Genomic DNA, 13,455 nt, shown 5'->3' with positions numbered 1-13,455 from the left:
GCCTTCCTCGTACGGGTGTGGCTCAGACTCCGCGCTGGGCCTTGGCTGCTTCGCTGGCGGCCTTGCTCTTTTCCCGGGCGGCGGCCCAGTCTTCGCTGCTCATCGATGTCAGTCCGGCGAAAGTACCGGGGCCGGCGAGCATCTGGCCGCCGTCCATGGCGATGGTCTGGCCGGTGAGGTAGTCGCAGGCGTCCGACAGCAGGAAGATGGTGAGGTTGGCGAGTTCCTCCATGGTGCCCATCCGGCCCATGGGCACCTGGTCGGCCTGGGTGGCGCCGACGGCACTCTTCTCGGTGGGGTTGAGCATCTCCCAGGCGTAGTCCGTCGGGATCGGCCCGGGGGCCAGCGCGTTGAGCCGGATGCCGTAGCGGGCCCATTCGACGGCGAGCGACATCGTCATCGAGTGCACGGCGGCCTTCGCCATCGCGGACGGGACGACGAACGCGGAACCGCTCCACACCCAGGTGGTGAGGGTGGACAGGACGACGCCCTTGGTTCCGCCCTCGATCCAGCGGCGACCCGCGGCGTGGGTGGTGTTGAACGACCCGTTCATCACCGTCGACGTGACAGCCTCGAAGGCACGCGGGCTGAGTGATTCGGTGGGGGCGATGAAGTTCGCGGCGGCGTTGTTGATCACGCCCGTCAGCGGTCCGTGGAGCGTCCAGATCTCGTCCATCGCGGACGACACGAGGTCGGCGTTGCGGACGTCGACGGTCTGCCAGTGCACCGAGCCCGGCCGGGAGACGGATGCCTCCGCGGCGGCCTCTTCGAGGACGGCGGGCCGGCGGCCCCACAGGTGTACTTCGGCGCCGTGGTCGACGAGGTGCCGGGCGACGCCGCGACCGAGCCCGGTGCCGCCGCCGGTGATGAGCACGCGCTTGCCCGCGAGGGCGTCGGACGCGAAGGGGGAAGTGGTCATGCGCTGGTCCTAATGGTCGGGAACGAGGGCTACAGGCCCAGGCTCTTGCTGATGATCTCGCGCTGAATCTCGTTGGTACCGCCGTAGATCGGCGGCGCCAGGGAGCGGCGGACCTGTTCCTCCATGCCGTATTCGCGGGTGTAGCCGTAGCCGCCCATCATCTGCATCGCCTCGAGCGCGGTCTTCTTCGCGATCTCGGTGCATTTCAGCTTGGCCATCGAGCCCTCGCGGTTGAGGTTGTCTTCCTCGCCGGCGTCGATCCGCTCGGCCACCTCGTACACGAAGGATTTCGCGAAGGCGATGTCGGTGGCAAGGTCCGCGATCCGGTGCCGGATGGCCTGGAAGCTGCTGATCTTGTGGCCGAACTGCTCGCGCTCGGTGACGAAGGCGATCAGGTCGTCGAGTGAGCGCTGGGCGCCGCCGAGTGCCATCGCCGCGATGATGAGCCGTTCGACGCTGAGCCCCCGCATGAGGTGGCGCCACGCCTGGTTCGGCGTGCCGACGACAGCGCTCGCCGGGACGGCGACGTCGGTGAAGTAGAGGTCGTTGCAGGTCCGGGCTTCCATGGTCTTGATTTCGTGAATCTGGAGGCCGGGCGTGTCGGTCGGGACCATGAACAGGGTCAGGCCCTGGTGCTTGTTGCCGGTGTTGTCGGTCCGGGCGAGGAGCAGGATGTGTTCGGCGATGTGGGCCGCGGAGATCCACGTCTTCTGCCCGTTGATGACGTAATGGTCGTCGACCAGTTCCGCCTTGATCCGGACGCCACCGAGATCGGAGCCGGCGCCGGGCTCGCTGAGGGCGATCGCCTCGAGCTTGCCTGCGGCCATGTTGCCGACGATGGTGCGTTTCTGTTCCTCGGTGCCGTAGCGCAGATACGTCTGCGCGGCGGTGAGTCCGGTGGAGTAGGCGATGATGGGTGCGAGGCCGCGGGCGGATTCCTCGAGGAAGATGCATTCCTCGACCATTCCGGCGCCGCCCCCGCCGTATTCCTCCGGCAGCGAGACGGCGAGCCAGCCGAGGCCGGCGAACTTGTCGAGGATGACTTGGCTGTTCGCCAGGGTGCCGCCCTCGGTCAGCAGGTCACGTTGCTGGAGGGTCTTGCATTCGGCGTCGCAGAACTCGCGAACGGCGACCGCGAACTCTCGTTGCTCTCGGGTGAAACGCATGTGGCCTACTGCTCTCTGTGACGGGTCCTGGGAAGTGAGTTGCCGGACGGCGAGGCGAAAGACAGCCCCGCCGTCCGGAAGTCATCGGTCAGGCTCCGCGGAACTTGGAGAAGTCGGGCTTACGCTTCTCGTTGAACGCGCTGATGCCCTCGATGGCCTCGGCGGACTCACCGAACAGCTTCAGCGTGGAGTAGGCCATGTTGCCCTGCGCGATGAAGTGCTCGGTGTCGGCGTTGAGCGACTGCTTGAGCACCTTCAGCGCCGTCGGCGACAGCTGCAGGATCTCGTCGGCCCACGCCCGGACCTCGGCGCGCAACTGGTCACCGGGCACCACCTTGTTGACCAGGCCCCAGTCGAGGGCCTGCTCCGCGCTGTAGCGGCGGCACAGGAACCAGATCTCACGGGCGCGCTTCTCGCCGATCGCACGGGCGAGGTAGCCGGTGCCCAGGCCGGCGTCGAACGATCCCACGCGCGGACCGTTCTGCCCGAAGATGGCGTGATCGGCGGCGATCGACAGGTCGCACAGCAGGTGCAGCACGTGGCCGCCACCGACGGCGACACCGTTGACTGCGGCAATCACGGGCTTGGGCACATCCCGGAGCACGCGGTGCAGGGCCTCGACCTCGAACAGGCCGCTGTCGGACGGGCCGTAGTCACCCGTCTCCATGCGCTGCTTCTGGTCGCCACCCGAGCAGAACGCCTTCTCGCCGGCACCGGTGAGCGCGATCGCCCCGACCTCGGAGCTGCCCCACGCCTTCTTGAACGACTTCACCAACTCGTCGACCGTCTTCGCGCGGAACGCGTTGTACCGCTCGGGCCGGTTGATCGTGATCCAGGCGAGTCCGTTCTCGACCTCGTACGTCACATCCGTGAAGTCACTCGTGAAGTCACTCATCGACCTGTTGGTCCTTTCAGGTTGCCCGCGGAACGTAAGCCCCGCGAAGTTCTTTTGGTCTTACCTTATGACGAAGGTAGCGCTGATAACGAGCGTTTTCAAGACCGACGGTTGAAGAAGCTGTGAGCTGCGTTGATGCGACGGGGGTTCTCTGCAATATGACGTCACGGCCCGGTCGTCGCACTTCCATCCTCTGCACAGCAGAACCTTCTGTACGTGTGTGCCCGGTCACATTAATGTTCCGGACGTCGAGGTGACGACGCCCGACCCGCAAGGCCCAATCTCCCGGAGAGCCGTGCTGTAGCGCTCCGGTCACGGCGTGTACCGCCATGAGCGTGATGAGGAAACCATGAGTGCAACCATCCACCGGGATCTGCAGATACCCGGACCGATCGCAGACGCCGATCGAGACGATCCCACGCCCGAGATCATCGAGGCGATTCGCGCGCGATTCCCCACCGAAGGCGAATACGACAGGATGCTGACCCGCAAGATGGAGAGGCGGGCCGGGTCGGGCTACCGCAGTTTCGATCTCGGCCTGCTCACCGCGGCGCTCGAGAACATGCTGCGGGACGTACTGCCGACTGCATTCGAGGTCCGGAGCGTGCGGTGGTTGACGGGCGGAGCGTCGAAGATCCAGATGGGTTTCACCCTCAGGTACTCCGACCCGGCAGGCAGGGACGTGACCGAGGACCTGGTCCTCCGGATGGAGCCGCCGGAGTCCCTCAATGCCACCAGCAGGATGCGTGAATTCGAGGTGATCAACGCCCTCGCTGGAACAGTGCCGGTGCCGACGGTCCGGTGGGTCGACGAGGACGGACGGTGGTTCCCGGAGCCGGCGCTCGTCTATACCTGGGTGCACGGATCCGCGAAGCCCAGCCGCGCCCAGAGTCGGATTGCCGGCATCGGAATCAACTTCGGTCCCGAACTCCGCGAAGTCCTCGCCCCGCAGTTCGTCGATCTGTTGGTGCGCATTCACACGTTCGACGTCGCGGCGGCCCCACTGGACCACTACGAGAGGCCCGCGGTGGGCGGCACCGAGAGCGCCCTGTGGCAGTTGAACCGGGCGAGACGGGTGTGGGAGGAGGACCGAGGAGAAGACCTTCCGCTGCTCGACGTGGCGGAAGGCTGGCTCGAGGACCATCTCCCCGTCCTCGACCGTGTCAGTCTCGTCCACGGCGACTATCGCGGGGGAAACTTCCTGTTCGACGAGGACAGCGGATCCGTCACGGCCATCCTCGACTGGGAGCGCAGCTTCCTCGGCGACCGCCACCGCGACCTCGCGTGGGCGACGCTGTACCCGTTCGGCCATCCGTCCGAAGACGGTTCGGAGTTCCTCGCGACGGGTCTGCTGCCGACCGCGGAGTTCTTCGAGCAGTACGAGCGGGCATCCGGCCTGACCGTCGATCCGGACAAGCTGACGTTCTACCGGATCCTGAACGAATACCAGTCCGTCGTCACCGCGCTGGGCTCGGCCTACCGCGTCTCGAAGCTCGGGAAGACCCACCAGGACGTCCTGCTGACGGGACTCGAGGCGACCGGATATCTGATGGCGCATCAACTCGGCAAGGATCTCGAGGAGGTTCTCTGATGGTGAACAAATCCGCGAACACGTTCGACGCAGCTGCCCGCTCACTACGTACGACGGTGACACCGGCGCTGGGGGAGTCGAATTCGCTCGCCGCCGAGCAGGTGCGGGTCATCGCCGGCGTACTCGACTTCTACCGCGACCGCGCACAGCACGAGTATCCGCGGAAGCTGTACGAGTTCCGGACGTATCTCGCTCTGGCAGAACGACTCAGCGACTACCCGGATATGGATCGCGATGCCCGGTCACTGCTCGTCGACGCACTCGAGCAGGCGCGTGCCACCGACCGGCTCGCCGTTCCGGAATACGGACAACTCGACCGGGCGACGGACGAATTGACGCGAGCGATCGGCGGAATGGTCCGATCGGCGCGATCCACGGACCCGGACACGGGCGCAGAGATCAGCCGCATCGTGCTCGACCACTCACGACCACTCGTCGAGATGCAGCGGTCGTGGTTCCTGCCCCAGGGCGTCGATCCGGACCCGGCTGCCGTCCCGCCCCTCCGCTCCCTCCTCGGCACCCCTGCCGCTCCGCCCCGCGCCCACTAGCCAACGCACCGCTGCCTCATGCATCAGGAGAAGATATGTCATCCGAGGTGATCACCACCGCACCCGACGCCACGGTCTCGACCGACATGCGTCGGCGCGCGATCTCCGCCGCCAGTTTCGGAACGTTCGTCGAGTACTACGATTTCGTCATCTACGGCTACGTCGCGACGTACATCGCGCAAGCCTTCTTTCCCACTGGGAACTCGTTCGTCAGCCTATTGCTGACCTTCGGTGCCTTTGCCGCCAGCTTCGTGGCACGCCCCCTCGGCGCGGTGATCTTCGCGCCGTTGGGCGACCGATACGGCAGGAGGGTCGTCCTCTCGGTCGTCATCACCCTGATGACCCTCGCCACGGCGGGCATCGGTGTGCTGCCCACGTACTACCAGATCGGTGTCGCGGCACCGGTTCTCCTGACGGCACTGCGTCTCGTGCAGGGACTCTCCGCGGGCGGTGAGTACGGCGGAGCGACGTCGCTCATCGCGGAGTTCGCGCCGCCTGCCCGGCGGGGCTTCTTCGTCGGATTCATCTCGCTGACCGTCGGCGGGGCGATGCTGTTCGGATCGGGAACGGCGATGGCGCTGACCCGGACCCTGTCGCCGGAGGCGATGTCGTCGTGGGGATGGCGATTGCCGCTGCTGCTGTCGCTGCCGCTGGGATTGATCGGCCTGTACATCCGCTTCCGGCTCGAGGAGACGCCGGCGTTCACGGCCCTGTCCCGGGAGGGGCGGGTGCAGAAATCGCCGCTGCTGACGACGCTGCGACGGGACTATCGATCGGTGCTCATCGGGATCGGTATCGCGGCGACCAACTCGTGCATGATGGCGTTGTACTTCATCTACATGCCGTCCGCGCTGAAGGAGTTCACGGACTTCTCCGCCGGAGACGCGCAGTTGATCACGTTCGTCGGCCTGGTCGCGTATTGCACTGCGGTGCTTCCCTTTGCGCGTCTGTCCGACCGGGTGGGACGGATCCCGCAACTGCTCGTTTCGTCGGCCACGCTGATCGTACTGATCTATCCGTCGCTCATGATGCTGTCGAGCGGCGTGCTGCCACTCGCGATCGCCGCGATGGTGGTCGTCACACCCGTCGTCGCCGCCAACATCGCGGCCGTGACACCACTGCTGTCCGAGATGTTCGAGACCGACACCCGGTACACCGGATTGTCTCTCGGATGGCAGATGTCGACGACCCTTTTCGCCGGCCCCACCCCGATCATCCTGGCGGCGCTCGCCGGACTGGGCGGAGCGACCGTCCCGGCCTTCTACGCGATGGCCGTCGTCGCACTCACCGTGATCGCGGGCATCTTCGCCGCGCGCACGGCCGCACGATCCAGAACCCACTAGACCAATCCAACAGAAGTGAGGAATGAGAGAAATGGCATTCGACGCCGAGCATTTCGAGTACCAGAATCCCCCTGAGGCCGACCATCTGTGGGTCGAAACGATCCTGTTTCCGATCGTGATTCCGGAGGCGAACCTCTACACGCTGATCTACACGAACGTGCGCCCGAGTCTCGGGGTGATGTGGAACCAGGTCATGGTGTGCGGCTCGCTCACCGACACGCGAGCGGAACTGTTGCACTACAACGAGAATCCGCATCTCCCCGCGCCGGCATCCTTCACCCGGATCGACTCGCCGATCGGACTGTCGATCGATGCGGTCGACGCGCCGCGCAAGTTCCGCATCGACTACGTCGCCGACGACGGCACCGAGATCCACGTCGACTGGGTAAACCTCATGGATCCATTCGACATTCACGATCCGCAGCACAGTCCACAGGCGGGCGGCACGGCTGCCGATATCCACGCCGACCTCGAGTCGGGTAGCCGCAAGGCCATCGGGCACGGGGATGCCACCGGGCGTGCGACCGGAACGATGATCGTTCGCGGCCGCGAGTACGTCGTCGACTCCATCGAGCGGATGGATCGGAGCTGGGGACCGCGTGACCCCATGAAGGCCGGGAAGCCGAACCACATCGTCTCGGCGACCTTCGGCGAGGACCTCGCCTTCCACATGATCTGCCCCTGGAACCCCGCGGTGGCGAATCCCGGCGCCTTCCAGCTCTCGCACGGATACGTGATGGACGACGGCGAGGTCTACGGGCTCACCGACGAGCTGGAGATGACCAGCACGCACCTCGGGATGGTGTGCACCGGAATCGACATGACGGTCACCGACGTGCGTGGGAAGAAGTTCCGCCTGCAGGCCACGCCGAACGTCGGGGCGCCCTGGATCGCGGCGCCGACCGCGATGGTGCACAACGCTCTGATGCGGTGGACATGTGCGGGGCGCGACGGGTACGGGGTGGTCATGAGTACTCGGCACCTGTCCGAATTGAACAGGAACTTCGGTCGGTTCCAGGCCGACACCCGCGGGCTCGTCTCCGTCTGAGAAGCCGGGCCGCAATCGCGGGTGCGCCGTGGCGGGTACCCATTTCGGACCCCGCGAAGTCGGACTATCATCCCGGTATGAAGACGAGGCCGATCAGTAAGCCGACTTACATGATCGAGTCCGTGCACAATGCGCTGCTACTGCTGAATGCAGTCCGCGACCACGGCAGCCTCCGGTTGAAGGATGCCGCCGAGGAGATCGGCGTGGCCGAGTCGACCGCCCACCGGTTGCTGGCCATGCTGATCTACCACGGCTTCGTCGTGCAGGACGAGTCGCGGCGGTACCTCCCGGGGCCGTCGATCGGGGTCGGTCCCACTCATTCGTCCTGGACCAAGACATTCCGCGATGCCAGCCTCGGCCCGATGCGCGAACTTGCCTCTCTGACAGGGGAGACGGTGAATCTCGTCCTACGCACGGGCGTCGAGTCTCGGGTGATCGGAGCCGTGGAGTCGGAGAAGCTGCTCAGGGTCGGAAACCGCCAGGGGCATGTTCCACCTGCCCGCACGTCGGCCGGCGGCCGAGTGCTGCTCGCGCAACTCGGCGACAGTGCGCTCACCGACCTGTATCAGTCGGACCACGCACTGCCGGCCGACCGGCTGGCACCGGCAGAGTTCGCCCAGTTGTGCAGGGAATTGCGGGCTGTGGCCGAGAAGGGTTACGCGACAGCGGTAGACACAGTTGAGGTGGGGTTGTCCTCCGTCGCGCTCTGTCTTCGCAACGGTGAAGGTGTTGCTCTCGGCGCCCTCGTCGTCGCGTTGCCGACGACCCGCCTTCAGTCGAGCCTCGAATCCGGACTCGTCGCCCAGATGCGCAGAGCAGCAGTAGGAATCGAGTCCCGTATTCGTGAACTGAGGCCGTCCGGCACCATGTGAGTCGGGGCGCGGCCACGTCCGCGACGTGGCGCTGCCCGAAACATGCTTCGGAACAACGGATCTGCCGATTCGCCGAATTTCCGGTCATCACTTTTTGGTCCGATAGTTCTATAGTATGGTCGGTATTACAGGGCGATAGACCCGAAATCAGGAGCGAGATGACCATCATCGCAGCGCTCGCACGCGAGCCGCATTCGAATTTTCAATTCCAGCAGGTATCCCTCGCCGAGCTGCGGCCGGACGAGATTCTCGTCGAGATCCGCGGTGTCGGCATATGTCACACCGACATTGCGGCGCGCGACGGCATCTACGGACTTCCGTATCCCATTGTGCTCGGGCACGAGGGCAGCGGGGTCGTGACCACGGTAGGCGCCGGGGTGACGACCGTGGCGCCCGGTGACCACGTGGTGGTGTCCTTCAACAGTTGCGGACGGTGCACCTCGTGCACGTCCGGCAACCCTGCCTACTGTCGCGACTTCGCGGTCGAGAACTACATCGGGACGCGACCCGACGGGTCCCGGGCACTCGAATCGGAGGCGGGCCCGGTGTACAGCCATTTCTTCGGCCAGTCCTCTTTCGCGACTCATGCTGTGGTCAATCAGCGGAACGTCGTCGCGGTCGATGCGGACCTGAAGCTGGCGCAACTCGGTCCGCTGGGGTGCGGGCTCCAAACCGGTGCGGGTGCGGTCATGCGATCGATGCGGTGCCACGCTGGGTCCAGTCTCATAATTCTCGGTGCCGGGCCCGTGGGCCTCGCGGCGGTCATGGCGGCGCGGATCCAGGGCTGTTCGCCGATCCTCGTCGTGGAACCGCACGAGGCGCGGCGGACGATGGCCACCGACATGGGGGCAACGCACACGATCGACCCCACAGCCGACGGTGACCTGGCCGAGGGGGTCCGCCGGATCGTCCCCGGGGGCGTGGACTACGTCTTCGATACGACCGGCCGCGTCGACGTTATACGCAGCGCGATTGCGGCAGTCGGCTGTAACGCCGTTCTCGGTCTGGTCGGCGTTCCCTCGGATTTTTCCGTCGACCTTCCGCTGAACATCGTGAGCACGATGCAGACGGGGTTGACCGTGAAGGGAATCGTCGAGGGGGACAGCGATCCGTCCGAGTTCATTCCGGAACTTATCGGGCACTACCGGGCAGGTCGGTTCCCCTTCGACAAGATGATCACCACCTTTCCGCTGTCGGCCATCAACGAGGCCGTCGCCGCACAGCACCGTGGTGACGTCGTGAAAGCGGTTCTCGTCCCGGATGCAGACCTGCAGGACGTCGTGTAGCCGCCCATCAGTGAAGGGAAAAGACAAGCCAGTGAATGACATTCGATACGACAGCTTCTACATGGACGGTGCCTGGGCGGCGCCACAGGGTGACGACCTGATCGCAGTACGGTCACCGCTGTCCGAGCAGCAGATCGGGTCGGTGCCGCGAGGTACGGAAGCGGACATCGACGCCGCCGTCGCCGCAGCTCGGCGGGCCTTCGACGCCCCCGACGGGTGGAGTACCTGGTCGGCGGAGCGGCGCGGCGAGATCCTGGACGCCTTCGCGGCCGAACTCGAGAAGCGCGGCGACGAGACAGCCCGCCGGGTGACGATCCAGAACGGCATGCCGACCACCGTGGCCCGCGGGATCGAGGCCGTCTTCCCGGCGATTCTGCTGCGCTACTACGCGGATCTGATGAGGTCCGGCGTGGCCGAGGAACTACGCCCAGGCATGGCTGGAGGCAGCACCCGCGTCGTCCACGATCCCATCGGCGTCGTCGCGGCTATCGTGCCGTGGAACGTCCCGCAGGGGATCACGTTCCTCAAGCTCGCGCCCGCTCTCGCAGCCGGGTGCACGGTCGTCCTCAAGCCGGCGGAGGAGACGGTGTTCGATGCGTATTCGGTGGCCGAGGCCGCGATCGCCGCAGGTCTCCCGGCGGGTGTGCTCAACATCGTGCCGGCCGGACGTGAAGTCGGTGCCCACCTCGTCGCGCATCCGGGCGTCGACAAGGTGTCGTTCACCGGTTCCACCGCGGCCGGACGATCGATCGCCGAAACCTGCGGGCGGCTCCTGCGTCCGGTCACCCTCGAACTCGGGGGCAAGTCCGCCGCAATCGTGCTGGACGACGCAGACCTGTTTGCGCACGCCGAGGCCTTCTTCTCGGCGACCCTCCTGAACAACGGCCAGATCTGCTGGCTCAACACCCGCATCCTGGCACCCGAGTCGAAGTATGCCGCCGTCGTCGACAGCGTGACCGACATGGTCGCGTCGTTGAAGATCGGGGACCCACTCGATTCGGGCACTCACATCGGTCCACTGGTGTCAGCACGACAACGGGACAGGGTCGAGGGGTACATCGCCAAGGGGCGAGCCGACGGCTTCGAGGTGACCACCGGTGGTGGCCGCCCGAGTGATCTTGACGGTGGCTGGTTCGTCGAACCGACCGTGTTCGTCGGCGTCGACAACTCGGCGACGATCGCTCAGGAGGAGATCTTCGGTCCGGTCCTGACCGTGATCCCGTACCGCGACGAAGGCGACGCCGTCACAATCGCGAACGACTCCGTGTACGGCCTCGGCGGTTCCGTGTGGACGTCCGATCCGGCTCGCGGTGAGGAGATCGCGCGCCGAGTCCGCACGGGGACGGTCGGGATCAACGCCTACTCGAACGATCCCTGGTCTCCGTTCGGTGGGGTCAAGGCGAGTGGCCTCGGCCGCGAACTCGGTCCCGAGGGCCTCCGCAGCTTCCAGAACGTCAAGTCGATCTACCGGGGTGTGTGAGTACCCCGATAACCGAATGTCCTGACACCGAATACCTTCAACCACGAGGCAGGAAACATGATCAAGCCCGAAGACGCCGACTTCCATCCCAACGACCCGACGCTGAAGAGGTGGGCCGAGACGATCGGATTCTGGTTCGCGATCCCGGAGGAGAGGATCTACGGGAACGTCTATGTCCTGGCGCGGCCGAACGTGGGCGCCACGATCTCGTCGATCAACGTGGTTCAAGGGCACAATTCCGACCCCTTCAGTGTCGACTTCACCGATCCGCACATGCACGTCCCGTGTCCGGACTCGATGATGAAATTTTCCTTGGAGAACGGTCTCTCCGTCGAGGTCGACGCGCCGCCAACCGGGTACCACTTCACATACGAGAGCCTGGCCGGTGTGTGCTCGATGGACATGAGGATCGACGGGTGCATGCCGGCCTGGGACCCCAACGATCCAGCCGAGAATCCGTTGCTGTCGGTGGATCCCGAGCACACCGATCTCGGGCTCGGCGATGCTTGGGCGGGCGGACACCTCGACTTCCTCGGTCGTGTCACCGGAACCCTCGAACTGCGCGGGAAGAAGTACACGATCGATTCGATGGGTGGCATGGACCGTAGCTGGGGAGAGCGAACCGAACTCGGCCAGGCCGCGATCTCATACGTGCACATTCCGTTCGACGAGAACTTCGGAATCCACCTCGTGATGGCGCTGGATCACGACGACGAGGTGAGCTACGGCCCGCTGCGATTCGGATACGTCTACGAGGACGGCAAGGTGTACGGGATCACCAGTGCGGAGATGGAAGGAAGTCAGGTGGACCTGCTTCCGACGTCCAATCGTATCCGCGTCACCGACGAACGGGGTCGTACATACGAGGTGTACGGCTCGGCAGTGGCCAGTGCGCCGTGGTACACCTTCAGTCCGTCCTACGTGACCTTCCAGGCCCTGATGCGCTACGAACTCGACGGCCGCCTCGGTTACGGACTGATGGCCGACACCTGGGGGATCGAGTACTTGGCCGACCGCACCTCGCGGCACGGCCGGGCAGCGCGACGTCTGGCCGCAGGAACGACGGGCAGGTGAGCACGATGCAAACAGCAGTCGAGACCACGGGTTCGGTAGTGGGAAGCGACCATCCCACGGAAGGAATGATCGAGGCCGGGAGGCGCCGATTCCCCACGGATTCGGCCAGTCAGATCGCACTCGACCTGAAATTCCGTCGACGCGGGGGGCCGATCTGGATGCGGTCGACTCCGGAGGAGTTGAGCACCGCGCTGACCAAGTTCCTGGAGAAGCGGGTGGAGGGCGACTTCGCGGTCACCGACACCCGGTGGCTCACCGGCGGGGCATCGAAGATCCAGATGGCGTTCACGTTGAACTGGTCCGAGCCTGGCAGGGGCCCGGTCGCCGACCGCATGTTGCTCCGGATGGATCCGCCCGAGACGCTGAACGCGACGTTCAAACAGACGGAAGCGGAACTCATCTCGGCGGCACGTGGAGTGCTGCCGGTGCCGGCGGTCCGCTGGACCGACGCGTATGGTGACGAGTTCCCCGAGCCGGCGCTGGTGTGCGACTTCGTCGACGGTGTCACGAAGCCGCAGACCACAAAGACTGGCCAGGTGTCCGGCCTCGGGACGAATTTCGGTCCCGAACTGCGCGCGAAACTCGCACCGCAGTTCGTGCAACACCTCGCCGCTCTGCACTCTCGGGACGTATCCGATGTCACGTCTGACGCTCTGGTCCGTCCCGATTCCGGGACCAACCAGAGTGCGCTGTGGAGGCTGAACTTCGAGCGGCAGATCTGGGAACAGGATCGCGGCGAGGACCTTCCGTTGATGGACGTTGCCGCCGGGTGGCTCGAACGGAACCTTCCGGTGACCGAGCGTGTCAGCCTCGTTCACGGCGACTTCCGCAGTGGCAATTTCCTTTTCGACGAGAAGTCGGCGACTGTCACGGCATGGCTCGATTGGGAACTCGGGCATCTGGGAGACCGGCACGCGGATCTCGCCTACTGCACCCAACCCCTCTACGGCCACTACGCCGAGGATGGAAAGACGTTCCTGGCCAGTGGGATGTTGCCGAGAGAAGATCTCTTCGAGCAGTACGAGAAGGCGTCCGGTCTGACCGTCGACCCCGCCCGCATCGAGTGGTACTCGGTCTTCTGCAGCTATTACGCGATCGTGAAAACCCTGGCGACCTCGTACCGCGTGGCACGGCTCGGTCGCTCGCACCAGGATGTGCTACTCGCCCGGCTCGAGGGCGTGGTCCCCGTCCTCGTGCGTGAACTCGGACAACTCCTCGAGAAGGTGGTCTGAC

12 protein-coding genes are annotated in these 13,455 nt (G+C 65.3%); 9 read left to right on the top strand and 3 right to left on the bottom strand.

Annotated features, from left to right (window positions below):
- Positions 1-22: 22 nt before the first annotated feature.
- From ACNJ7E_RS38910 to ACNJ7E_RS38900, 3 genes are all read right to left on the bottom strand, one after another.
- Entirely contained in the window at positions 23-919 is an 897-nt protein-coding gene (locus tag ACNJ7E_RS38910) for an SDR family oxidoreductase (RefSeq protein ID WP_280781248.1), read from the bottom strand.
- Positions 920-948: 29 nt separating this feature from the next.
- Entirely contained in the window at positions 949-2,085 is a 1,137-nt protein-coding gene (locus ACNJ7E_RS38905) for an acyl-CoA dehydrogenase family protein (protein ID WP_418342324.1), read from the bottom strand.
- Positions 2,086-2,173: 88 nt separating this feature from the next.
- Positions 2,174-2,980, bottom strand: a complete 807-nt coding sequence (locus ACNJ7E_RS38900; RefSeq protein ID WP_009475531.1) for an enoyl-CoA hydratase-related protein — start codon at positions 2,978-2,980, stop codon at positions 2,174-2,176.
- A gap of 349 nt (positions 2,981-3,329) precedes the next feature.
- Here ACNJ7E_RS38900 and ACNJ7E_RS38895 point away from each other — a divergent pair, with 349 nt between their 5' ends.
- The 9 genes from ACNJ7E_RS38895 (at position 3,330) to ACNJ7E_RS38855 (ending at position 13,454) form a co-directional block, all read left to right on the top strand.
- Entirely contained in the window at positions 3,330-4,571 is a 1,242-nt protein-coding gene (locus ACNJ7E_RS38895) for a phosphotransferase family protein (protein ID WP_418342323.1), read from the top strand.
- Positions 4,571-5,119 carry a hypothetical protein gene (locus tag ACNJ7E_RS38890; RefSeq protein ID WP_128641217.1) on the top strand — a complete coding sequence of 183 codons (549 nt, stop codon included), beginning with the start codon at positions 4,571-4,573 and terminating at the stop codon, positions 5,117-5,119. Before ACNJ7E_RS38895 ends, ACNJ7E_RS38890 begins: the two co-directional genes overlap by 1 nt.
- A gap of 35 nt (positions 5,120-5,154) precedes the next feature.
- Entirely contained in the window at positions 5,155-6,462 is a 1,308-nt protein-coding gene (locus ACNJ7E_RS38885; protein ID WP_128641218.1) for an MFS transporter, read from the top strand.
- A 31-nt stretch (positions 6,463-6,493) separates the two neighbouring features.
- Complete coding sequence (locus tag ACNJ7E_RS38880; RefSeq protein ID WP_418342322.1) at positions 6,494-7,510, top strand: DUF7064 domain-containing protein; 1,017 nt, start codon at positions 6,494-6,496, stop codon at positions 7,508-7,510.
- 77 nt (positions 7,511-7,587) lie between these two features.
- Positions 7,588-8,382, top strand: a complete 795-nt coding sequence (locus tag ACNJ7E_RS38875) for an IclR family transcriptional regulator (RefSeq protein WP_418342321.1) — start codon at positions 7,588-7,590, stop codon at positions 8,380-8,382.
- Between the two features lie 158 nt (positions 8,383-8,540).
- Positions 8,541-9,668 (top strand): NAD(P)-dependent alcohol dehydrogenase, encoded by a 1,128-nt coding sequence (locus ACNJ7E_RS38870; protein WP_128641220.1) that lies wholly within the window; start codon positions 8,541-8,543, stop codon positions 9,666-9,668.
- 31 nt (positions 9,669-9,699) lie between these two features.
- Positions 9,700-11,148, top strand: a complete 1,449-nt coding sequence (locus ACNJ7E_RS38865) for an aldehyde dehydrogenase (RefSeq protein ID WP_128970085.1) — start codon at positions 9,700-9,702, stop codon at positions 11,146-11,148.
- 57 nt (positions 11,149-11,205) lie between these two features.
- Entirely contained in the window at positions 11,206-12,222 is a 1,017-nt protein-coding gene (locus tag ACNJ7E_RS38860) for a DUF7064 domain-containing protein (RefSeq protein ID WP_418342320.1), read from the top strand.
- A 5-nt stretch (positions 12,223-12,227) separates the two neighbouring features.
- The gene (locus ACNJ7E_RS38855) at positions 12,228-13,454 is read left to right on the top strand and encodes a phosphotransferase family protein (RefSeq protein ID WP_418342319.1); all 1,227 of its coding nucleotides are present in this window, start codon (positions 12,228-12,230) and stop codon (positions 13,452-13,454) included.
- The last annotated feature ends 1 nt before the right edge of the window (position 13,455 follow it).

The organism is Rhodococcus mengyinensis (assembly GCF_048381435.1).
GTDB classification, from domain to species: Bacteria; Actinomycetota; Actinomycetes; order Mycobacteriales; family Mycobacteriaceae; genus Rhodococcus_F; species Rhodococcus_F opacus_D.
The sequence above is the reverse complement of the archived record's forward strand: the minus strand, read 5'-3'. Positions and strand labels throughout refer to the sequence as shown.